Origin of the sequence: Pseudidiomarina aestuarii (assembly GCF_048263735.1) — a bacterium.
Classification (GTDB): domain Bacteria; phylum Pseudomonadota; class Gammaproteobacteria; order Enterobacterales; family Alteromonadaceae; genus Pseudidiomarina; species Pseudidiomarina aestuarii_B.
Map to the genome: position 1 here is coordinate 777,999 of NZ_JBLXDX010000001.1, position 23,921 is coordinate 801,919.

Genomic DNA, 23,921 nt, shown 5'->3' on the forward strand with positions numbered 1-23,921 from the left:
AGATACTAGGCTTCATTTTGGCAGAAGCTACATTTATAAACCAGTTACTCAACCGACCTGCTACGGAGTAAATGCCAGTGCCGATAGCCCAGCGTGAACGGTAGATACAGCGAGCGTGTCATCACAATCGCTAGGGGGCGCGTAGAGCTGCCAATCCAAAAAGCTAGATAAGAGGCTACCGCATAGGACATTATGGTCGCTACAGCCGCACCAAGGCCCTGGTAGAGTGGAATGAGCCACAGATTCGCCAGTACGTTAACTACCGCGCCTATTCCATGACTAACCAGCGAGAATGCCAGCAATCGTTCCGCAATCAGCCATTTGCTTGCCAATGCGCGCATGTAAATAAACAAACTGGCCCAAATATGGATCGTGAGAATAGCAGCCGAAGCGCGGTATTCTTCACCGAACAGCCAAGGAATTATCGGTTCCGCAAGTAGGCTCACCGCAATGGCGAGCGCAAACGCTAGGCCGAATAGCGCATCGCAGAGTTGTTGAAGACGTTTCGCGTAAAGCGGACTTTCTTCTTTTCGTAACGTCAGTAGCATTGCGAAGAACGAGGTGGCGAGCGCCGTGGCAAAGAAATACCAAACCTCTGACATCTTCACTGCAACGGCGTAAACACCCACCTCACTCTTGCTGACCATATGGCCGAGCATAACTTGGTCGACCTTGAGATAGAGCACCGCTGCTACACCCGATAAGATCAGCCAAAATGATTGCTTAAGTAGCTGCCCACCGTAACGCCAATCAATTGCCTTGAACCGGAAACCATGCGCTTGGCTTTGGTAGAGGAAAATATAACCTAGCCCCCAGAACAAAAATTCAGCGGCGTAAACATAAGCAACTGACAGCAAGTCTGCACTGACCCAGGCTACGATGATTTTAATCACACCAGCACACACAGTGACTACCGTGCGCATCTTTACCACATAGTGAGCACTAACTTTCGCTTGGAAGTAATACTCCACCACTTGGAAGGCTTGCAGAATGCTCGCCGCGCCAATAATGACAATGGCGATTTGCTCTTCAGGGGTAACGGTACTGGTCAGTTGTAACCAGGTCAGCAATGCCGCGAATCCGAAGAGCGCACCTAACAGCCGCACTGCGGACGCAGTAGCCATGATCCGCGGCTCATCTTCATCACGTTCCACGAGTTCGCGGGTGATAATGGCGTTCAGACCTAATGCCGCTAGCGGTGTCACTAAGGTTACTAAGGCAAGGACATAGGCAAGTTCGCCGTATACTTGAACGCCAAGCTGTCGCGCCAACCAGACCGTGACAAATAGGTTAAGCCCCATGGTGATGAACTTTTCGCTCACCAACCATGAGGAATTCTTTAGCGCGGCTTTAATCATTTAGAGGTTCAGTTAGTACTTATTCCGATTAATCACAATTGAGTCGTTCTGTACAAAGCCGCGATCACGACCACTGTCGTTAAACGATGAGAACACTTCGACATTTTCGTCGAGGTCATTCACGACAATGTTGAATGCAAATGACTTCACGTCGCTACCACCGAAGAGCAACCCGCGAGCCGCAATCGCCTGATAAATAGGCCCGGTTAACTTAGTGATTCCCGTTTCTGCGGTTAAGCCCATCAACTCGTCGTTGGACAGCGAGATGCGGCGGCCATCTTCGGTATAAACATCGATCGATACTTCGCTAGATTGGTCACCGACGTTGTTTACGTAAATAATTTGCGAGAATTGATTCACGCCTTGGCGACTATACGGCATGTACGGAATATAGGTTTGTGCTGCATTCAACGTCCACTCACCGGCCGCAATGGGCCCAACTTCAGAGGCACTGAAGGTACCGCCTGCCACCGAAAAGTCGACGTCGGCAAGGATTTCAAATTCTGAGGTTGGGATCACGACATCACTACCTTGCGCCGCCGTTTCAATGGCCAGGGTGAGTGTATCCAAAGTATCGCAACTAAAGCGCAGGCGATCAGCAGCAACCAGCACATTTGAACAGTTAGCTGTACCGCTGAGATCGGTTAATGTGAACACGCCCGCCATTGGCTGTATGTTGGCAATGTTCGGACTAGTATCTTTAACCCAACTGAAATCACCGAAAACTTCATAGACAACGCCATCAACGTCAACGCCGATATCGAGGGTTGGGTCGCTTTCGATACGGAACTCCAGTACATCACTGGTCACACCGCCGAGAAACGTTTGCCGGTCATTCTCAAAATCGACCTCTTGGTCGAGCGGTTGAATAACCGTAGAGACAAACTGCTCAGTAGCTTCAATGAGCACCTGAGATGTATTGTCTGTAGTAAAGTTGTCGAGCGGTAAACCTGCATTCGACCGAGCCGAGAAGCGAACATCGATGCCCTGCTGTGAACGCAAAGCCTCAAAATCAATCGAACCAAAGTTGAGCGTTATACCTGTTGTTGTATCGCTCTCACCACCAGTGATATTGGTCACTCGGTAATAAATGAGCGTACGGCCGTTGATTCGCTCTTGAGCCAACAACCCAACAGTCATACCTTTCTTACCGTTTGGTCCATCAGCAGCCAACGTCAAAAAAGTCGGAAGCGAAGATATATCTAGGCTATCGGTACCGGAGAAGCTGAAAATCAACGTATCATCTTCAGCATATTCAGCACCCAAGGTGACAATCATGTCATTGGTACTAATTTTGCCAGCTGGTGCGACTTGGAAGTATTGCGAAGATACCTTAAGAGGTAATGTCTGCGTGGCAATGTCAGCCGCTACGGCGACAGGTACAAAGCTACTAGCAAGCGCAACACTGAGAACGGGACGAATTCTTAAGCGCATTCAATTGTCCTTCTAACTCTTATTATTATTGAGCAATGGCATTAATTGTACATTAAATTCACAAACTTGCGATAACACTAAAAAAAACGCTCCCGAAGGAGCGTTTGAACAATGACAAACATTTTTTTACTTTCTATATCAACTGTCGGTCGATTATGGGTTCTTCACGCGATTCACAACTACTGAATCGTTTTGGACCCAACCGCGGTCGCTGCCATTTACGTTGTATGCAGAGTACACCGAAATGACGTCGTTCGCATCGTTCACGACAATGTTGAGCGCGAATTGCTTGGTAGCCGAGCCACCAGTCAATAAGCCTTCAGCAGCCAATGCATCTACAATGGCGCCTGTTAGTTTAGTAACACCTGGAGCAGCAAGGATTCCGCCTAAGTCTGCATTAGTCAGGTTGGTTACGGTACCGTCTGCCGAGGTAACATCAATCGAGATTTCACCAGATTGTGAACCGTTGTTGGTCACGTAAATAATCTGCGAAATGTTCGACATGTCATCGCGGTTGTAAGGCATATATGGAATGAAGGTTTCAGAACCATTCAGTGTCCACGCACCTGCCGCTACACGATCCAGGTCTTTATCAGAAGTACTTGCACCCACTGAGTATTCGACGTTAGCGTCGATACCAAAGGTGGTTGCTGGAAGTACTGCATCAGAACCTTGTGGGGCTGTGTCGATATCAACAGTAATTTGGTCAAGCACATCACAGCTGAAGCTGAGTGCTGTTGCCGTTACTGTTGGCGCACCACACACCGCTGCACCAGTCGGAGTAATTGTGAACGTACCAACGGTTGGTTGAATACCTGCAGTGTTTGCGTCGGTATCTTGAACCCAAGAGAAATTACCTGCGATTGAATAGTTGATACCATCCACATCGGCAAATAAATCGAAGGCTGCAGTTTCAGCAGAAGTAAACACTAGTGAATCAGCAGTTGCTGGACCAGTAAAGAACTCACGTTCTGCTTCAACATCGACAACTGCGTCAAGCGCGGTATCGACAGTGACTTCGAATTGATCTTCGATAGCAAACAACTCTTGAGTACGCAGAGCACCACCACCAGTATCTAACGCTAGGTTGGTGTTAGTAACTGCTGAGAAAGTTACGCTGATACCATTGCCAGATTTGGTTGAGTCAAAATCTAGCGCACCAAAGTCAAGTGTTACACCGGTAGTGGTATCTGAAGCACCACCAGTAATGTCGGTAACACGATAGTTAGCTCGTGTGGTTCCCGCAGTTACGCTGGTTGAAATAAGACCAACAGTAATACCCTTGAGCGGAGGTGCCGCAGCAACGGTGACAAACGGCGGCAAAGAAGTGACGTCTAGTGCATCATTACCACTAAAAGTAAGAGTAATGACGTCGTTTACCGCATACTCTGCACCAAGTTCGAGAACCACAGCATTTGAGGTTAACACTCCAGCAGGAGCGACTTCTAAATATTCAGTTGAGACATTACGAGTAACGGTTCCAGTAGCAATGTCAGCTGCCATTGCACTAGCGCTCGTACCCATAATCGCCAGTGCGACCAGCGACTTTCTAAAAACGTTATTCATGTTCTTCTCCGATTTCATGAAGTTATTGGACATTATTGTTGTTCACAAAATGTTCAATTTAAAGTAGTCCTATTCTGCTCATAATGTCAACAAATTCGATGAAATAAGTGAAAAGTTTTACATTAGGCAAAAAAAAACGCTCCCGAAGGAGCGTTTTTGTTGCCGTAAGGCAATCTTAGTTTTTAGCGCGGTTAACAACCACTGAGTCGTTCTGTACCCAACCACGGTCTGAACCGTTAACGTTGTATGCAGAGTAGACTGAGATTACGTCGTTAGCGTCGTTAACAACGATGTTTAATGCAAACTGCTTGGTAGAAGAACCACCAGTTAACAGACCAGCATCAGTTAACGCGTCTACGATTGGACCAGTCAACTTGGTCACGCCCGGAGCAGCCAAGATGCCACCCAAGTCAGCGTTAGACAAGTTAGTAGTAGTACCGTCCGCAGAGATAACGTCTACAGAGATTTCACCAGACTGAGTACCGCTGTTAGTTACATAGATGATCTGAGAGATGTTGCTCAAATCGTCACGGCTGTAAGGCATGTATGGAATGAAGGTTTCAGAACCGTTCAGAGTCCATGCGCCAGCTGCCGCACGATCCAGATCTTTGTCTGAGTCAGTACCGCCAACAAACGAGTATTGTACGTTCGTGTCAACACCGAAAGTACCAGCAGGAAGAACTACGTCTGAACCTTGTGGACCAGTGTCGATATCAACAGTGATTTGGTCAAGAACGTCACAGCTGAAAGTCAATGCAGTAGCTGTTACTACTGGAGCTGTACATACTGCTGCGCCAGTTGCAGTTACTGCGAAAGTACCAACAGTAGCTTGGATACCAGCAGTGTTTGCGTCAGTATCTTTAACCCAGCTGAAGTTGCCAGCAACTGAGTAGTCAACGCCGTCAACGTCCGCAGACAAGTCGAATGCAGCAGTTTCTGCAGCAGTGAATACCAACTGATCAGCAGTCAAAGCGCCAACGAAAGTTTCGCGCTCGTCTTCAACGTCGATTACTTCGTCAAGAGCTGTGTCGATAGTGATTTCGAACTGGTCGTCAATTGCGAACAGGTCTTCGTTACGTAATGCGCCACCAGCTGTGTCTAAGTTCAGACCAGTGTTGGTAACAGCAGAAAATGCAACGTTGATACCGTTAGCAGCTTTAGTTGAATCGAAATCTAAAGTTCCGAAATCTAAAGTGATACCAGTAGTTGTATCGGTAGCACCACCAGTAACGTCAGTTACACGATAGTTAGCTTTAGTAGTACCGTTTTCTACAGAAGTAGAAATCAGACCGACTGTGATACCTTTCTCTGGAGCTGCAGCAGCTACAGTTACGAAAGGAGGCAGTGAGTCAACGTCTAATGCGTCGCCACCAGTGAAAGTCAAAGTGATTACGTCGTTAACCGCATATTCTGCGCCTAACTCAAGTACCACTGCGTTAGAAGTCAAAGTACCCGCAGGTGCAACTTCTAAATACTCAGTTGACACGTTACGAGTAACGGTTCCGGTTGCGAGGTCTGCAGCCATCGCACCAGTGCTGGCACTAGCGATAGCCAGAGCAACCAGCGATTTCTTAAACATGTTTGTCATGTTCTTCTCCAATTTCATGAAATAGAGATTACAGGCCTCGTGCCTTTTTCTCTTTATTGTTTAGTTAACAAAACGACCGCAAAAACGGTCACAACGATTATGTGTAATGCATAGAAATAAGTCAATGACCTATCTCAATGAATTACTGACATTTTAACAAGTAATCGCATTTATATGTTTTTTAGCGCACCCAAACTGGTGTTTCCCACTAAGTTTAAGCGATACGTTATTCAACTTGTTGTTCCGCATTAACGATTCCGATCCCCGTCAAATGTTCACAGTTTCGTAACGCTTGCCGCCACATTAGTCTGAAAGTTTGATACTTGTCAAGCTATCCGCGATGGTTCGACGAATCTCTGACCACTGGTCTACACTGTCGATAATTCGCGGAGTAATGAAGATTACCAGTTCCGTTTTCTCGGTGCTACGGTCTTTACCTTTGAATAACTCACCAATAAGCGGAATGTCAGAGAAGCCTGGCACATTTGTGTTACCGTCTGATGACGACTCGGAAATTAACCCACCTAAAAGTATCGTTTGACCACTCTGAGCAATAACTTCGGTTTTGATAGAACGCTCAAAAACACTCGGCGATCCCTGTAATGACGGGCCGCTGGCAGATTGATTCGAGATATTCTGGTCGATTTCTAAGATCACCAAACCTTGTGCGTTAATGGTTGGAGTAACAGTGAGCGTGACACCTGTTTTCCGGTATACCACGTTGGTGGTCTGGCTTTCGAAATTCGGATTGGTGATGGTGGCGCCAACGGTCGGAATGTCGTTACCCACATTAATGGATGCAGACACGCCATCACGTACGACTAAAGTAGGGTTAGATAATACGTTCACTAAACCTGTAGTTTCAGATAACCGAGCGATGATCGAGTCAAGACCATCAGCCCAATTCAATCTTAATCCCCCCATTTCCGAAACGCCAAGCGAACCTAGTGTAGATGCACCAAACTTACCGTCGCGAATGGCGAATTCGAATCCTTGAGCAAATTCATCGGTCATAGTGACTTCAGCAATAGTCGCATCCAATAAAATTTGCTTCGGCATGATGTCGAGACGCTTTACTACTGGCAATAATGCTTGATAGTCGGTTCCCGTCGAATAAAACACCAACGTATTCGAGCGTTCATCGACTGTCATGCGGACTTCATCATTGCCAGCAGAAATAGTGCCACCGACGGAGCCTTGTGCTCCAGTACGATTACCCGAAGTGCCAGATTGTGTATCACGCGCTTGGTTACCGCCACTGACCCCACCGGAGTCACCGGTTAATAAGGCAGCCATACTGCGCCCGAGGTCTGATGCTCTTGCAAAGCGAGGATGGTACATGTAATAGCGCTTGTCAGTACCTTTACTCGGCTCATCCAGCTTTTTGGTCCAATACTGGGCGCGATTAAGCACTTCTTCATCAGAAGCGAACAGCGCCACTGATCCGGCTTGATCCATACCAACCATCAGCAATGCCACGCCCGTTTGCGGGTTGGTACCCGCGGTAATGCCCTCGGCAGTCATTAGCTCGGTGAGTTGGTCAATATAATCTTCTGCGGTAATAAAAGTGAGTTCAGCTAGCCCGATAAACCGACCCCGCGTTGATGGCGCGTCTAACAAACTCACCAAATCAATAACCCGGAGAATTTCGTTACGGCTACCTTGTACAAACAAGGCGTTCTGCTCGAAGTCAGCAGTGATTCGGGCGCTAGTTAACCCTTTTAACGTGCGTTCAAAGCTGGTTTTAATGCCATATCGAACCGGAATCACTTGCAGAATAGTTTGCACCGTTTCAGGCACGTCACGCACCCGTCGACCGAGTCCGATCACGACGTTGCCGCGCGCATCTGCATCGGTTGGGTAGATATAAAACGTTTGATCGCGGTATGAAATGCTCATGCCGTTATCAATCAGCAACTGCCGGGTGAGGCTAAATAGGCGACGTGAACTAACCGGTTCGGAAATATTCAATGTCACCGACTTGTTAACATCTGCGCCAGCAGCAATGACATAATTACGCTCAAGTGACTCGCCAAAAACTGACTGAACTAGCGCTCTCAACGGCAGTTCATTAGCCGTGACTTGATGGCTATCGGTAGTTTTAAACTGCAATGCTGGATCTTCATCATTCGTAATTGTCGATGCATCAGAACCCAGTGAATCGAGTCGCGAAAAGCCACGCTCTGCGAGCTCGTTGGCCTCGGTCGTTTCGTCATTAGCTTGGTATTGCGGCGCATCTGAGCGCATCCGGTCCGGATTCACTGGATAGCTATCTGGCATTTGCGCACAGCTTGCAACGCCAGTAATAGCAACCAACAGCATTCCGCTTCGCAGCTTATTCATACGTAAAGTCACCTTTATTCAAATACTTTCACGCGCACTGTGGCGCCTTCGCCGGAGCTCGGTTGAAACTCAACGGCATCAACCTGAACGGCACTGATGGTATAACCACTCAGTGTGTCGCCTTGGCGTAGTTCGACAAATTCAACGTCTCGTTGTTCACGGTCTTGCGCTTCAATCAACGCAACCCGTTGCTGGGTAGTATTGGCGATGAGAATAGCACGAACCCGTACCCGCTTCTCACCAATATTCGTGCCACCGCTCAGCAACTCTTGTTGGACAGTTGCGGTGTTGGTTTCTGTGCTATTGGAAGCGCCCGTGTTTAGACCAGCGAGCCAATCGCGCACACGCGGACTGACTTGATGTACTGACGCAGGCGCTGCTACCTCAGTAACGGCAACTTCGCGGCTCAAGGCGGCAGTATCAATTGTCGGTTGCACACGTTGCACAAAGTCCACTACACAGAACAACAACGCAATGATGATGATTCCTAGCACGCGGCGATCGGTTAATCCAGCTAACAGATTACTGAGCATTAGCACCTCCGGTGCGTCCAGCAACTTCGATAATCAGCGTCAACTCGGCTTGCTTATTATTGCCAGGATCGCGATTTTGGGGACGCAAACTCGCATCTATAAAGCGAATGTATGGCGCCTGCTGTGCGAGTTGCAGCTGCCCCTCAGCAAGCGTTTTAAAATTACCACTGATATTCACGCGGGCTTGCTGTACTTGAATACCATTCCCGGCTGCTTGGGGTTGCGCGAGCCAACTGAATAACGTGACCTGGTTGCCCTGCTCCCGCAAGACACGCTGAATTTGATCTTGCACCTCTAATCGGAAACCAGTGGCATTGCTGGCATCAGGAAAAGCACCGGCAACACGCTGTGCCGCTGCGGCAAGCTTGTCAGCTTGTAACGTTAATACCGGCAACTGTTCGACCAAGGCTTCGGAACGAACTACTTGGCGCTGCAGTAGCGTAAGTTCGTCGCGCAACTCCGCTTGATAACTAAGCAGTGGCAAAACTACAAACTGAATGGCTGCCAACAGTCCGGCGATGATCAGCAAACGCGCTTGTCCAGTGCTCATGGCTGTGCCTCCGGTTCAGAAGCATCGCTTGGGGCTGACGGTTGCAGTTGAATCTCAATGGTAAACCGCTCGAGGCCGTTTTGTTGAGCTCGAACTGGCGCGGTAAAATCAGCACCAGCAACATAATCGCGTTGCAGAAGTTCGGTAAGTACTCGGGTTGCGCCAACCCCCTCTGATGCCAATGTAACACTGGCATAATCCGTTACCGCTGAGTTAACCAGTACATTCAATGTTTGGCTATCGGCAATGCTTTGCCAAAACGTATCAACCGCCACGATGTTGCTTTGATGCGCCGCTAAACTGGCCAACTGTTGTTGTGCAGTGTTCACCGTTGCTTGCGCAGTGAGCGCTGTATCGAGGTCGGTACGAATCGATTCGAGGTCACTTTGCGCTGATTTTGTGGCAATCACTAAATAAGCAGTCGAAAGTACGCCATATAAAATCACAATGGCCCCAACACCGAGCAATGTAGGACGCCACGGAAAGCTTTGATCAGAACCCTCACGGTTGCTGGGTTGCTGCCAGCTTTGTTGCCATGCACTGAATCCTACTTTCTGGAGACCTTGCAGCAACGCCAATCGCCATGCTTCACCGTCCAATACTTGCTGTGGCGTGGACGTTGCTCCACCTAGCGCTAATAATGCGCGGTCAGGCGTTGCCACTAACCCGGATGCAGGTAACGACTGCCACTGCCCACCGCTTTGCTTCAACAGGAAGTAACTGCTTCCGCTTTGTTGAATATGCGTCAAACCAGCATCAACGCCGGCAGCTAAAACCAGACTTTCCGGAAATACCACTAGCGCACGGTCGATTATCGCTAGAACGGCTTCATGCCAACGCACGGTGAGCACTTGCCGCTGGCCGTTGTGGAGTTTACCAATGTAATGCTGCACCGGCTGACCAGCATCACGCAGCGCGAGCACGCGCTTAAGTTCGCGTTCGGAACGAATGGAGAACTGTTCCCAGCGCTCTTGATAACCGTCACGTGCCACCACCAGCACTGGCAGACGGCCTTGTGCTGCGGTTGCGGACACGGCGGTTTCAGCCAGCTTACGCGTGTTACCACGCGCATCAACCCACCAAGCGAGTTTAGCGAGGTAGGCTTGCAGGCCAGTCAATGTGGGTGTCGATGGTGTTTTAGTTGTCGTTGTCATTCCATTCGTCACTGTAGCGCTCAGTATCTAAGCGTCGCTTTACGGTTCCATAATAGCGCGTTAATGGCGTCAAGCCATAGGTGTCATAATTCATATCACGTTGCGAAGTCAGCCCACTGAGCGGATCACTGATGGTCACGCGTTGATCACCACCAGGAAATAGACTGACCACGGCATCACCAAACTCATTGGTTAAGTCCGAGTAGCGATTCTGGTCGTAATCGCCACTGGCACGCATTGCCGAGATACTAGCAGCTAGCCCAGAGCGGAGCAATACAGGCAGCAAGGCATCTGGAGCATGCGCGTAATTCGGAATACCGCCGCGCGCTGTCAGTACGTCGCTTATTAACTCAATATCGGCGCGAGTCCATTCGGGAACTTGTTGTAAATCCCAAATAGTCTGCAAATGAATACTGTTCTCACGTTGCAGAAAATCTCGCAGATTTGATACCAGCAATTGTGCTCGCGATGACTCTACTCCGCGCAGTTCGAGGAGCTCGGCCAGCTCACTACTAGGGTTGTTAATACTCAATAGGCTATCGAGATTTTGGAGTCTTAGTTCGATGCCCTCACCTAACGCGGCATAACTCGCCCGTTCAGGCAAAGGAATAGGCATGGGATAATTATAAAAGTTCAACATCGGCAGCACCCGCTGCGGATTGTCCTCGTCGACCATACCCCAATTACTTGTCAGCAACTGCTGATCAATAAAGTTTTGCGCTGAGTACAGTGCCAAACGTTGCTCAGTTTGCTCCTGCAGACGCTGCGCTTGGCGCACCGCACTATTAGAATTCGCAACAATAATGAGCAAGAGAATGGCCATAATGGCGACGATAAGTAGCACCTGAAACAGTGCCATACCCTGCTGTGTGCGCTTACACGTCATCGGTGTACCTCGACAACTCGGCTACGGCACTATCGGGCAATGTAATAAACCACACCACTCCAGCGGCGTTAATTTCAATAGCCAGCGGATGCAAGATGCGCTGCATGCCATCATATTCAACAAACCATTGGGGTTCGGCAATGGTCTCGGTTATACCTTCGGCGGAAATAGCCATGCTCCGCACTCCCAGATTTTCCCAACCTTGATAGCGAAACTGGATCTCTGCTGCATTTTCAAGGAGCACCCGGCGAAAGTTAAATGGCAACGTTTGTGACGCGCGCACCAACGATTGTCGACCTAAGGGAGCCTCTTCGTAAACCAAACGGAAGCCATCTTGGTTGTTGGGCTCGCGAAAAATTCGAAATACCGCACTGCTATTGGGATCTTGAACACTAATGCTGGTTACGCCAGTAAAACCGTCATCACGCCCAAGAAAGTAAAAACCTGGAGTGTCTTCACTGTTTAACACCACTTTTGGGTAAACCGCTTGGGTGACCTTATGCACGAGTTGCCAAGTGCGGTAGTCCTCGCGGACATCAGCGAATTTACCTTGGTTACGTTGCCAATTTTGCGTGAAGTATTGATACGCCAGAGCGGCGCTCAGCATCACTAAGCTGATAAGCACTAAACTAATCAAAGTTTCGATCAGCGTGAATCCGGATGCACGCGTTATTGAGGTACTGCGTTGGCGTCCCATACCAGCTCCTCATAAACAAATTCACGTTGTGAACTATCGAACTGTAACTGCAACAGTACCTCAAACAGCTCATAGCGGGGTTGATATGGATTCGGATTGATATCCTCACCGGAAATCCGCGCAGGCGGCGGCAAATCATTGATAGCGGTCGCTTGCCACTGTACTTGCACGCCATTCATCTGCAACTCGCCTGCGGTGACACGCTCAGCGTTCGCTGCTACCGGCTGCTGTAACTGAAACCGAATGGCGGACTGCAACGTTTCGACCTGGGTTAATATATGTGTGACTTCGGCTGCTTTCGCTGAGCTTTGCTGGCTGTTCTGAAACGCAACCAAGCCGGTGGTCACCGCCGCAAATAAAATGGTCATAGCCATCAATACTTCAATCAGGCTGAATCCATGCTGCTTAATTGGCATTTTCAGCCTCCTGAATAGCAGGCGGATTGAGCGGCTCGCGGCGCTGCAATTCTGCTTCGAGCCAACGCACTTCATTGGGCTCCCAATAACCGTGACTGTTGACCGTGAGCGCTTGGCTGGGGAAGCGCAGATACTCAAAGGTTCTATTAAGTAGCACATCCTCGCCGGACAGCACGCGCAGCGCTTGCCCTTGTAATTCGACCACGACTTCGGCATCCATGGTGAAGGCATTGAACTCAATGGCATCGAGTTGCCGCAGAAACTTTTCGCGGTCTTCGGTCACTTGCATGCGTTCATATTGATTAATGCCAACCGGACCGATAAGACTCAAAGCAATACCGACAATGGCCAGCACCACCAGTAATTCAATCAGCGTAAAACCGCGCCAGCGGGGGATCATATGTTGACGTCTGTGACGGCAGAGATACTGAGCATCATGATCACCACGATGCTGCCGACCACAGCTCCCATAAATAGAATCATGGCGGGTTCGAGTAAGCTGGTGAAACGAGTGACCCAGCTGTAGAAGGTGCGCCGTGAGCGCTCGGCAATTTCACCGAATACGCGGGACAACTCACCACTTTCTTCACCAATGGTGAGCAGCGCAGCGTAAAACTGCGGATACAAGCGAGTTTCGCCAAGGCTAGAAGCAAGTCCCTGCCCGCGATTGATGTTTTCGGTAGCTCGCGCTACTTCTTCACGCAACGAGAGCGTGCGCAAGGTCTTTTGTGCCAACTTCAAGCTGCGGTCAATCGCCACGCCGGAGTCGAGCATAATGTGCAGCGCGGAATTAAAACGAATGCGCTCCACCAATAAATTGGCACCGCTAATGATGGGCAGTCGCTCGCGACAATAGGTTCGCACCCGAATCACACTGGGGTGCTCTTGCCCGCGCCAGGCAATAATGCCGATCACAATCAACCCCAGTAGTACATACAACTGGTAGTTAATGAAAAAGTCGCTGACGGCTAACAATCCGAGGGTATAGCCGGGTAGGCCTTCCTGATCTTTGAAAATAGTCGCTAGGTTCGGCACCACAAAGTTAAAAATAAATACGATCGCGAGTAGACACACGGTCATAATCACGCCCGGATACACTAGCGCTTGCTTGACCTTGTCGCCTAAGTCGAGCTGATACTTGAGCTCGTCGGAGAGCTTGGTGAAGATGCTGGCGAGTTCACCGGTTTCTTCGGCAATTTGCACCAGACCTAAGTACAACGAGTTGAACACTTTGAAATGACTGAGTGCTTCGGACAACTTATGCCCTTGCTTGAGCTCGCCCAAAACCCTGCGAATCATGTCGCGCAACGCTGGCTTCTCGACATTGTTGAGCAAGATTTCAAGGCCTTTGTCGACCTTCAAACCAGAATTCAGCAGTAGTGCTAGCTCAGAAGTGAAAAACTCGACGTCTTTGAGATTCAGCGAACGTTCACCGAATAAGGTGGTCATGGCGTCTTGCTGTTGCGGTTTGATATCCGCCACTAGTAACTGTTGAGCCTGCAGCTTTTGCTGCGCGGCTTGTTGGTCCGCGGCTTCAATGGTGCCTTGTTGTTGCACCCCGGTCGCATTGTACGCGGTGTACTTGAACTGAGGCATTAGCCAGCCACCCGCACAACTTCTTGAATGGTGGTTTCACCGCGCATAGCTTTGAGCATGCCGTCTTCGAGTAGATTGCGGAATCCTTTTTGGCGGTTCAGCGCCCGGGCTTTTTGCAGGAAGTCACTGCTGCCGAGTAACTGCGTGAGGTCATCGTCACAACGCATGTATTCAATAAGTGCCACTCGGCCTTGGTAGCCGGTATGCGCACACTTTTCACAGCCAACCGCCTGCATAAACTGTGGCTGCACTTGGAAGCGCTCGGCGAGCCACTCCATTTTAAGTTTTTGATAATGTTCGACGGCTTCTGGATCCGCGGCTTTACAATGCGGACAGAGCTTCCGTGCCAAGCGTTGCGCCACAATCACTTTAATGGCAGCGGCAAGGAGGAATTCTTCGACACCTAAGTCGAGCAACCGCGTGTAAGCGCTGGCAGCATCGTTGGTGTGCAAGGTACTGAAAACTAAGTGACCCGTCAGTGCCGATTGCAAGGCAATAGAGGCGGTTTCGTTATCACGGATCTCACCGACCATGATGATGTCAGGGTCTTGCCGAACCACGCTACGCAGCGCATTCGCGAAGGTAAAGCCAATGTCGCTTTGTACTTGCACTTGGTTGATGCCGTCGAGCTGGTATTCAACGGGATCTTCAATGGTAATAATTTTGACGTCTGGATCATTGCGGCGCGACAAGAACGAATACAAGCTGGTGGTTTTACCAGAACCAGTTGGACCGGTCAGCAATACCACGCCTGAGGTCGCCTGAATGTCGTGCAGCAATGCTTGCTCTACATCTGCCTCAATACCTAACACTTTGACGTCATACGACAAGCTGTCTTGCAGCAAGAAACGCATGACCACACTCTCGCCTTCACCAACTGGCAATGCGGATACCCGCACATCGACATTCATGCCATCAATACGTAATTCAATTTTGCCATCCTGCGGACGACGCTTTTCCGCAATATCCATGTTGGAGAGCAGCTTCAAGCGCGTGACTATCGGCAACACCATGTGCATGGGAATGAAGTCAGCTTCATGCAGTACACCGTCAATACGGTAGCGCACGCGGCCTTTGCCTTTCCACGGTTCAATGTGCATATCCGACGCACGGCGGCGCAGTGCTTTGGCAATGAGCGCGTTGAGTAAGTTAACAGTAGGAGCTTCTGAAGCGAGTTCACGCAGGCGATCTTCTTCCAACACACTGAGGTTGCTGCTCGCCTCACGTGGTGTTTGGCCTTGTTCGTAGCGATTCTGCAGTCGCCCGTATTGCTCGTCACTGGCAATTTGCAGGGTCAGTTGTGGATATTGGTTCGCCACCAACTCGAGAATAGCTGGCGTAGTTGGATTGGTGCAGATGACGGTTAACGACTCACCAGCGGCAATCGGTAATAAATGATGTTGCTGCAATTGCGCTAAATCAGCTGCTGGCAGTTGTTCTTGCAAGACCTCCCAAGCGGCATCATTGTCGAGCAGATGCTCAATGGTGTCATCGGTGACGCGGTCAAGCTGATACACCTGACTGTAATAATCCGGCAGGAACTCAGAACTCAGCGCGCCCATGCGCACCAGAATTTGCTCCAACTGGCCACCATTGCGGCTTTGGAACTGAACAGCCTTGTTCACATCGTCAGCATTGACTCGAAATTGCTCGACGAAGAGCGCGTTCACATCAGTCATAGAATCACTTACGCAAATAAATGTCGTCATTACCCTCTTGGCTATCAGGGCCAAGCGACTTCAGGGTATATGGGCGGTCTTCTTCACCAGGCATTTTGTACACGTACTCATTGCCCCACGGGTCGACCGGGATATCTTCTGGAAAATAAGGACCCTGCCAACGCTCGTTGTCACTGCTTACCAGTAGGTCTAGGTTAGCTGGAAATGCACCTAAGTCTAAACGGTAGGTACTGATAGACGTTTCGAGCATACGCATTTGCGTTTGCGCCGTTTTCACGCGTGAGTCATCTACCTTGCCAAACATTTGTGGTCCCACTAACGATGCCAGCAAGCCAACAATTACCATAACAATGAGCAGCTCAATGAGCGTAAAACCTTTTATTTGTTTCATACTATTTTTCATTACCTAGCGTTCCATCTTCTAATCAGTGTAATACGGGCTGCGTCGATCCGTCGAGTAGTACAATTGAATACTGCGATTCAGCATCTGTCCGCCGTCTCGAGTTAATGGTGTCCAGCCAATCATGCCTCGGTTTGGGCTATGCTGCATTTGCATTAAATCGATGGGAATACTGATGTAAAAACCTTTCGAGAAACTGCCCTCACCGTAGTCACGAGAAGATACGTTGGTTTTTGCAGCGTAAGCGCCGACAATCATGCCACTTTTAAATTTGTGCTCATAGTTGATCTGAACCCCTTTGTCGCCAGCCAAAAATTGTCCCGCTGCCACTTTAATCAATGAGTTAGGTATAAAGTTCGGTTTTAAATAGCCAGTCACATGCCCGGTAAAGACATCGTAGTCGCGAAAGCCTGTATGGCTCTCGAAATCACGTTGTTTCACCCAGTTCATATCGACACCTATCGCCCAGTTTTTATCGAGTGGGCGATACAGCAACTCGGTGCCAACGCCACCAAACATGCGCTCAAGATAACCAGCATAATAAGCGGTGTAGACTTCATTGGAAACCTGCTGCAAATGACTGACTTGCAGTTGTTCCAGCCAGATATCACTGAACGTGACATATTCACGAATATAAGTCCGGACCCGCGGTAACGGTGATTGAAAACCATCGACCAAAAAGTTGAAGTCATCAAAATTGGTCATCAAGCTGCCACTGAGCGTTCCATGCACAAAGGTATTGGGTGCAAACCACCAATTGGTATTGAGGTCTAAACCCAACTGGTACATGTAAAAGTTTTCTGGGTTCTGGAAACTTTGATCCAAAAAGGGTTTGACGCTGAATTTAGGCCAAGTGGCAACCGGAATTAATTCCAAATCACCTTCACGCTCGCGCTCATTCAATGCGGTATCGGTGCGTGTCACCGCTTGATCAAACGTGGTGTCTATGTCGCGTCGCTCAATCGCGTCCAGCGCAATCGGCACGTCAATCACATGTGTGACCAGTTCAATATCATCTATCGACTCGACTATCTCGTAACGATTTATCGATTCCGGCAAAGCACTAGTCAACACACGCGTCATATTTTCTAGCGCGAAATCATAATCGCGATAGTAAGCTTGGTGTCCATATACACGCAATGTTTCGGTATCCGCATCAGGCTGGCTGATAAATTGAAATTCACGGACATTCATGCCGCCGTAGCGACTGAGTTCTTTGGTCAGTTCGATCAGTTCACGTCTATCACGCTTTTTCAACGGCTGCACAGCGTTGTCGGCACCACGCGCGGGAACACTGCGGTCTACTTTGGCTTGTCCAAGTTCCATAAAATTGGAGCGGAACGTGAAGCCAAACATCCACGTGGTGCCTCGCTCATAACTCACCTTGAGCGACAAATTATCCGTGAGCGCGTAATCGGCACCGAAATTCCATCGCGAATTAGCACCAAGATCACCGACAAAACGCTCATTTTCATAGTCGTTTCCATCAAACTCAGCTTTTAAGTTCAATCCGTCAATCGGGGTCTGATATTCAATACCACCAAACAATGAAGCATTGCCGCGAAACCACTTATCCACTTCAAACGTTCCGCCTTGGCCTAGAAATTGATCGCCACGCTCACAAAATGAATCTCGAAGTTTACAAAATGGATTATCGATGTCGTTTGCATTACCTAAATACCCCCAACCTAAGCCGAGTGTCACATCGACATCACCAAAGCGTTTACTCGCTGCGATGTATTCGCTAGCAAATACACCGGTACCCGCAAGGTCACGCCAACCGAAACTGACCTGCGGCAACCAGTAACTCTCTTCGAGCAATCGGATCTTGATATCAAGCCCTTTATCCTTACCGGTTTGATCACCACTGAATGCGGGATTGTCACTATACAAAATGGGGCGGATATCAACGTAACGAATATTTGTTTCTAACCACGGCAACAATTGCAGCGACACTGACATCCGTCGATACTCGTCGCTATCATAATAAGTACCGGAAAACTCACCATAGGGCGCCATGCGTGCTGTTGGCATTTGCAGTAAGCCAGTGCCACCGTATGCGGTTTGTGTGGTTCGAAACTCATTTGCACTCGTGGGTGCTTGGACACCAAGCCCTACTCCGATACTGAGCGCAATGGCGGAGAGTTTTGTTGGAACTTTGACTATCATGAAACGGGATTCCAATACTGCGCCAACTCCACCAACCTTTTATTCATGTCGACAAAACGGTCAATTAACCATTCATCTGGAATTGGGATCACGATCACAGCGCCATATACGGCGGCTCTGTCACTTCGGTTGTAATAGGCAACAGGAACGGTTTGATGCTGACCGCTCAAGCTAATGACTTCCACTGCGGCTAAGCGTGGTGACTGCGAAAAAACACCTTGTTGTTGCAATAACTCGCGTACCGTCTTATTTGCTGTGTACGGCAACAACTCGGCGCGACCGGTGATGGTTACGCCAACCATACGCCAAGGAACCTGGTAGTCACTCGACGGCGGCATGAGCCATTCATAGGAACCAGCTGGTAACAACGGATTGTGTTTGATGCCACGGGTGGTATCGGCAGCACTACTATAAAAACTCGGACGCTCAAACGACTGTCCTGTTTGGACGTCGCCACGCTCAGAAATACGAGTCACGCCAATAAATTCAGCTCCGACTAATGGCCAATCCCGCACTTGCCCCGCCAACTGGCGAATCGCTTCAGCGACTTCGAATTCACCAAAGTCACGATAATAGGAACTCATCGCAATTAAATCGTCCACCAACTGTAATTGTTGCTTATCAATCTCTTCTTGCTTCTGTGCACTCACTAACCGTGTCGCCGGCCAATATAATCCTGATGGAAACTCGAGTGCCTGATAAAACTGGCCGAGTCGAATACGTTGCTCAAAACCAATCACTTGATCGTTCACCGTGACTTGAATAGCTGAACCTTGCGCCAGACTCGACGCGCTAATTGAGCTCGTGAATAGCACTGCTAACATCACAATGATTCTCATGGCAACAAGTCTCCACTGAACGGCTTCATTTCGGTGACGGTCGCATAGCCGAGTTCCGGAGATACCCATTGATGGGCTTTAACAATACGCCCATTACTCAGCCAATAACTGTTTTCGTAGGATTCAATGTCGAGCTCATCAGCGTTTTCAACGGTTACCACTTCACGAATGACGGTAGCCTCTAGGGGCGTGCCATCTGGATGGATATACGATTGATTATACGACTCAATAAAAAAATCACTGCGCATGGCAATACGGCGTGCTTCATGCGTGCCATGCCCAGCAAATTCAAATTGCCATAGCCAGCTCGTGTCACATTCTTGCAACGCTTGCTGCGCACGATGTTGATCGACCAGACACAACAAGGGATCACGATGTGTATTGCTGAGATAGCGTGGAAAACTATCGATACCCGCAGCACTAACGATACGTCCGTGCTGAGTAGTAATGACTTCACGACCGCCGGTAGACCAATTTCGTTGTGGTATTAACTCACCGCCGCTGATACGGGTCAGCACGGCAACGACTTGTGGCGTCGACTCCGTTTTGAGGTAAACCGCTGCGTAGCGCAAGTTTTCGATTTGCTGTTGATCAAAAACGACATCGGTTGGCTTGTCGAAAGCTTCAGCTGCTAACTCAATAAAGTTACTAACACGCGTACTACAACCACTTGCCAGTGAAATAAACACCAACAGGGCCAGCAGTCGAACAAAGGATGGATTCATTGCATTATAGCTCTTAAAAAAATACCGCAGTGCGCACCTGCGGTATTTTTATCATATTTCATACAACACTGACTAGAACTAACGAGTAGACGTGGTTGTTGTAACCGTAGCTGTCGTCGTAGTCGTTCCAGTAGTTGTTGTCGTCACCGGCGGCTCAGGTTCTGGCTCAGGTTCTGGCTCAGGTTCTGGCTCAGGTTCTGGCTCAGGTTCTGGCTCAGGTTCTGGCTCAGGTGGTGGTGGTGGTGGCGGTGGCGGTGGTGGTGGTGGCGGCGGTGCCTCCGAATCACTACTATCCAACAGGGTTGCAGCGCCAGCAACGCCAATAACGGTAGCAATCACAGTCTTAGCCGTGACTTCACCGAAACCGACAACATTGCTGTCCGCAACTTCACCACTACCTTGTGCCGCAAATACAGCTGGCGTAAGCGCCACGCTAATTGCAACAGCTAAAGCAGTACGTTTTAACATTTTCATACACCTCTATGTGTTTGATTGGCCAATCGATAGCCAGATTTCCATCCAACTATGATTGCTCTCAGACTAGCACGATGTTTTATTCTTGTGAAGCAACTTTGTGTAAATGAACATCCATTTGTGGATACGGAATTCCGATGTCATTTTGATCAAGTGCGAGCTTAATTTCGCGCATGAGATCCCAGTACACACCCCAGTAGTCAGTGCCTTTAACCCAGGGCCGCACAATGAAATCAACCGATGAGTTGTTCAGTGCATGGACCTGAATATTTGGTGCCGGTTCTGGCAGAATACGTGACTCTTTGGCGAGTACTTGCTCAAAGACTTCTTTACATTTCTGTAGGTCAGCGTCATACGACACACCAATCAGTAAGTCAACTCGACGAGTATCTTCACGATTATAATTGGTGATTGGCTGGGTGGTGATTTGGGCGTTGGGCACGAACACCACTTTATTGTCAGGCGTTTTCATGATGGTTTGGAAGATATTCACTTCTTCCACGGTGCCAGATACGCCACCTGCATCGACATATTCACCCGCGCGGAATGGGCGGAACATAATAATCAGTACGCCAGACGCGATGTTCGACAGTGAACCCTGCAAAGACAAACCAATAGCCAAGCCTGCAGCACCTAAGATGGCGATAAACGACGTGGTTTGCACACCCACTTGCGACAGCGCCATCAGCAACGCGGCAATAAAGATAACGGTTTTGATAATGGCCGTAAGGAAAGAAATCACGGCGCCGTCCATGCCGCGCTTGTTCATTCCTTTGGCCATCAGCTTCGCGGTACTATTGGCGACGATTTTACCCACCACCAGAATGACAATACCGACAAGAATTTGTACGGCGTAACCGAGCAAGGTGGCTTGGTTATCGCTGATCCAGGTCATGATTTGGTCCATAAAACCCTCTTTTGAATCAAATTGATACTAGCTATACGGCCATAAAGTGTAGCTGGTTTAGAAACGAAACCCAAATGCATAACGGCCCGCTGCATCAGGTTGTCCAATAAATGGCAATACTTCTTGAACCTCAGCTGGCGTTTCGATAGTGGGTTGGAAGAACCCATCAATGCGTCCGCGTGGAATTTGTCGCGAGCCTTCCATCAATGCCTCGAAGCTGAGACCTAGACGGTTGGAACTCGGCATGGTAACGGTAATTGCTTCGGCTTCAGTGCACTGCAGTTGCATGGCAAAGTCCCCTAATTCAAGCCAACGATTCTCCAGTTGCACTTGTACCGCATTACCTTCAATAGTCGCGTCGAGAGCCGAACACCAAGTGGGCTGCTGCCAATTAGCCAACTGATAATCTCGAATGTTGAGGTTCCAGCGACCGTCCGTTGGCACCAACATCGGTACATTGAGTGCTGTAGCACCACGTAAAATGTCTCCGCTCAAGTTGGCGTTAAACGCTTGCAACCCTGAGCTAGTGGCGCTGAGTGAGCCTTGCCCAAAGACTAAATTGGTTAATTGCGGGACGTTAAAGTCCACCGCGAGAGTACCAGTCACCAGTGCCCATGGACTTACTTGCCAGCTCACTTGTTGGAGTTGTATGGGTGCGCCAGTTGGTAGACGAGTTTCAACGCTCGCCGCGCTACCACTCCATAACGAGCCCTGTAAACCATGCAGGCTCACCTGCTGGGCGGCGGGCGTTTGCGCAAGCGCCCAACCAATCAATCGCGCCGGTGCAAAGACGACCAGTGCAATCAAATAGATAGGAATGAGCCACAGTAACCAAGTCCAACGCATTAGCCACGTACCTGCAGTTTACGGACACGCACTAAGCCGGGCGCACTGCCCTCGGCGACATCTAATGCTTCAATGACCATGCCACCTTGTCCTTGTAACGCGTTAAGCATTTGCACCAAGTTGTTGAATGGTGCTTCATCAATCACTACCAACAAGCCACCTTGTCCCGGTTGCATGCGGGTAACGCTGATGTTGCTTTGATCGGCCAGACGGGTCACCCGTTGGGTCAGACTGCCACTGGCTTGATTCGTAGTCGCCGCAGTGCCGCCACTATCACGAGCAGCTTTCAACAAGCCTGCCTGCTCGCGGACTTTCGCGAGAACCTGCTGTTGCGCTTGTAACTGCAGTTCACGTTCTGCAATACCGTTAGCAACGGGCAGCCAGGCAATCGCATAGACAATGGCGACCAGTGCTAGGCCACCCAACACGCTCACCAGCGTGCGCTCGCGGGTGTTCATCTTCTGCCAATAAGGGTCGATCAGTGCTTTGGTCTGCTGGCTGAGTGAGTTAAATACTGTCATTTGTTGTTGCTCCTACCTACTACCGAACGCGCACTGTTAACGTGCCACTCACACCGCTATCGTTATTACTGATAGAGCCCTGTTCAACATCATACGTACCAGCTTGCTGTGCGGCAGTACGAAACGCTTCGAAACTATTAAAACGCTCAGCACGCGCTTGCAAACGCAGCTCACCGCGTTCAAAGCGGAGTAATTCGAGTTGCATGTCACCGGCAGCTTGAAACGCCGGCTGCAAATCAGTCAGCACTTGCATCACATTACCGCTGACTGCTGCAGTTCCTGCTACGGCCTCAAGCTGACGACGTAGTTGCACTTCCGCATTCACAATCTGGCCTTCACCTGGCACCACGTCACGATAGGTTTGCTCAATGGCGACACGCACTTGTTCTTGCTGCTGCCCGAGTTGAATGTAAGTTGCTACCTGCTGCACATAAACCAATGCAACGAGCACCGTGGCGGCTATGGCAACTGGGCGCCATGGTAAGTGAGTGCTTACCTTGCGGCGTTTGCGTGTAACCTTGTAGTCGTTCTGACGTAGATTGATGGTGTGCTTATGCGCTGCGCTATTGGCGTTGGCAACGATGCTCAGCGGAACTTCAATATCGGCCGCTTCTAATTTGTCACTAGTGACTTGTACTGGGCCAAAATGCACCATTTTGGTGCAATCCGCATCCACAAAAGTCTCGAGCCCAAGACTGTCGAGAAGGTCCGCTTCGACCGCAAAACCCGATTGCTCACCATTGCGAATAATGACGTCATTGCCAAGCTGCAACGCATGCGCTGTATTCGCTGGCGGCGCCGGCAACATATAAAAGTCAGGAAATAACTGATCGGCCTCAATATCAGCTGCTTGCAACCACTCGAGCCAGTTTTGCATAGCCGCATCGGAAACCACGGCGACTGGTAGTGGTGCTTCGGTACCGGCGACTTTAAAATTGGCAGGCCAAGCAAAATGAAGCTTGTCGATATCAGTCGCGAACTCATCTTCGAGTGTGTTCGGCACTAATTGCGCCCAGAGCCGCTGCGAACCAGCCGGTAACGGGGCATGTTTCATACTCACCGCTTGCCCTGCTACAAACACCGCCACGTCGCGACTGCGAGCGCGCTCGGTCAATTGCGCTAAGTCACTGGCTTGTGGCACTGTACCGCTCGCGATCAATTCGCTGGTGGTGCTATTCCAAATCAGCCAATGCACGGGTTGCTCAGCGCTTGCGGGCAGCCGAATGTACAGCGTTTCCAT

The 23,921-nt window shown here is 49.5% G+C and carries 23 protein-coding genes; all 23 read right to left on the reverse strand.

Annotated elements, in window-relative coordinates:
• Positions 1–44 precede the first annotated feature (44 nt).
• Positions 45–1,358, reverse strand: a complete 1,314-nt coding sequence (locus tag ACN0S4_RS03565; RefSeq protein ID WP_417656340.1) for a flippase — start codon at positions 1,356–1,358, stop codon at positions 45–47.
• A 12-nt stretch (positions 1,359–1,370) separates the two neighbouring features.
• A complete protein-coding gene (locus ACN0S4_RS03570) occupies positions 1,371–2,792 on the reverse strand; it encodes a hypothetical protein (RefSeq protein WP_417656341.1) in 1,422 nt (473 codons plus the stop codon).
• A gap of 153 nt (positions 2,793–2,945) precedes the next feature.
• Entirely contained in the window at positions 2,946–4,358 is a 1,413-nt protein-coding gene (locus tag ACN0S4_RS03575; protein ID WP_417656342.1) for a hypothetical protein, read from the reverse strand.
• Between the two features lie 175 nt (positions 4,359–4,533).
• Positions 4,534–5,946, reverse strand: coding sequence for a hypothetical protein (locus tag ACN0S4_RS03580; RefSeq protein ID WP_417656343.1), 1,413 nt, complete (start codon positions 5,944–5,946; stop codon positions 4,534–4,536).
• Positions 5,947–6,249: 303 nt separating this feature from the next.
• Positions 6,250–8,289 (reverse strand): hypothetical protein, encoded by a 2,040-nt coding sequence (locus tag ACN0S4_RS03585; protein ID WP_417656344.1) that lies wholly within the window; start codon positions 8,287–8,289, stop codon positions 6,250–6,252.
• Between the two features lie 14 nt (positions 8,290–8,303).
• Positions 8,304–8,822 (reverse strand): hypothetical protein, encoded by a 519-nt coding sequence (locus ACN0S4_RS03590; protein WP_417656345.1) that lies wholly within the window; start codon positions 8,820–8,822, stop codon positions 8,304–8,306.
• Entirely contained in the window at positions 8,812–9,372 is a 561-nt protein-coding gene (locus ACN0S4_RS03595) for a hypothetical protein (protein WP_417656346.1), read from the reverse strand. The genes ACN0S4_RS03590 and ACN0S4_RS03595 overlap by 11 nt, the downstream gene beginning before the upstream one ends.
• Entirely contained in the window at positions 9,369–10,526 is a 1,158-nt protein-coding gene (locus ACN0S4_RS03600; protein WP_417656347.1) for a hypothetical protein, read from the reverse strand. Before ACN0S4_RS03600 ends, ACN0S4_RS03595 begins: the two co-directional genes overlap by 4 nt.
• The gene (locus tag ACN0S4_RS03605) at positions 10,510–11,412 is read right to left on the reverse strand and encodes a hypothetical protein (RefSeq protein ID WP_417656348.1); all 903 of its coding nucleotides are present in this window, start codon (positions 11,410–11,412) and stop codon (positions 10,510–10,512) included. Before ACN0S4_RS03605 ends, ACN0S4_RS03600 begins: the two co-directional genes overlap by 17 nt.
• Positions 11,402–12,109: a PulJ/GspJ family protein gene (locus ACN0S4_RS03610; RefSeq protein ID WP_417656349.1), complete on the reverse strand. Its 708-nt coding sequence runs from the start codon at positions 12,107–12,109 to the stop codon at positions 11,402–11,404. Before ACN0S4_RS03610 ends, ACN0S4_RS03605 begins: the two co-directional genes overlap by 11 nt.
• The gene (locus tag ACN0S4_RS03615; RefSeq protein WP_417656350.1) at positions 12,082–12,525 is read right to left on the reverse strand and encodes a type II secretion system protein; all 444 of its coding nucleotides are present in this window, start codon (positions 12,523–12,525) and stop codon (positions 12,082–12,084) included. Before ACN0S4_RS03615 ends, ACN0S4_RS03610 begins: the two co-directional genes overlap by 28 nt.
• Positions 12,515–12,925 carry a type II secretion system protein gene (locus tag ACN0S4_RS03620; RefSeq protein ID WP_417656351.1) on the reverse strand — a complete coding sequence of 137 codons (411 nt, stop codon included), beginning with the start codon at positions 12,923–12,925 and terminating at the stop codon, positions 12,515–12,517. Before ACN0S4_RS03620 ends, ACN0S4_RS03615 begins: the two co-directional genes overlap by 11 nt.
• Positions 12,922–14,121 (reverse strand): type II secretion system F family protein, encoded by a 1,200-nt coding sequence (locus ACN0S4_RS03625; RefSeq protein ID WP_417656352.1) that lies wholly within the window; start codon positions 14,119–14,121, stop codon positions 12,922–12,924. Before ACN0S4_RS03625 ends, ACN0S4_RS03620 begins: the two co-directional genes overlap by 4 nt.
• A complete protein-coding gene (locus ACN0S4_RS03630; protein ID WP_417656353.1) occupies positions 14,121–15,800 on the reverse strand; it encodes a GspE/PulE family protein in 1,680 nt (559 codons plus the stop codon). The genes ACN0S4_RS03625 and ACN0S4_RS03630 overlap by 1 nt, the downstream gene beginning before the upstream one ends.
• 4 nt (positions 15,801–15,804) lie before the next feature.
• A complete protein-coding gene (gene gspG / locus ACN0S4_RS03635) occupies positions 15,805–16,191 on the reverse strand; it encodes a type II secretion system major pseudopilin GspG (RefSeq protein WP_417656354.1) in 387 nt (128 codons plus the stop codon).
• Positions 16,192–16,221: 30 nt separating this feature from the next.
• Complete coding sequence (locus ACN0S4_RS03640; RefSeq protein WP_417656355.1) at positions 16,222–18,369, reverse strand: YjbH domain-containing protein; 2,148 nt, start codon at positions 18,367–18,369, stop codon at positions 16,222–16,224.
• Positions 18,366–19,208 (reverse strand): capsule biosynthesis GfcC D2 domain-containing protein, encoded by an 843-nt coding sequence (locus tag ACN0S4_RS03645; protein ID WP_417656356.1) that lies wholly within the window; start codon positions 19,206–19,208, stop codon positions 18,366–18,368. Before ACN0S4_RS03645 ends, ACN0S4_RS03640 begins: the two co-directional genes overlap by 4 nt.
• Complete coding sequence (locus tag ACN0S4_RS03650; RefSeq protein WP_417656357.1) at positions 19,205–19,933, reverse strand: YjbF family lipoprotein; 729 nt, start codon at positions 19,931–19,933, stop codon at positions 19,205–19,207. The genes ACN0S4_RS03645 and ACN0S4_RS03650 overlap by 4 nt, the downstream gene beginning before the upstream one ends.
• A gap of 78 nt (positions 19,934–20,011) precedes the next feature.
• Complete coding sequence (locus ACN0S4_RS03655; RefSeq protein ID WP_417656358.1) at positions 20,012–20,401, reverse strand: hypothetical protein; 390 nt, start codon at positions 20,399–20,401, stop codon at positions 20,012–20,014.
• 85 nt (positions 20,402–20,486) lie between these two features.
• Complete coding sequence (locus ACN0S4_RS03660; RefSeq protein ID WP_417656359.1) at positions 20,487–21,314, reverse strand: mechanosensitive ion channel domain-containing protein; 828 nt, start codon at positions 21,312–21,314, stop codon at positions 20,487–20,489.
• Between the two features lie 57 nt (positions 21,315–21,371).
• Positions 21,372–22,160, reverse strand: coding sequence for a type II secretion system protein N (locus ACN0S4_RS03665; RefSeq protein ID WP_417656360.1), 789 nt, complete (start codon positions 22,158–22,160; stop codon positions 21,372–21,374).
• Complete coding sequence (gspM, locus tag ACN0S4_RS03670) at positions 22,160–22,681, reverse strand: type II secretion system protein GspM (protein WP_417656361.1); 522 nt, start codon at positions 22,679–22,681, stop codon at positions 22,160–22,162. Before gspM ends, ACN0S4_RS03665 begins: the two co-directional genes overlap by 1 nt.
• A 19-nt stretch (positions 22,682–22,700) precedes the next feature.
• A complete protein-coding gene (gspL, locus tag ACN0S4_RS03675; RefSeq protein WP_417656362.1) occupies positions 22,701–23,921 on the reverse strand; it encodes a type II secretion system protein GspL in 1,221 nt (406 codons plus the stop codon).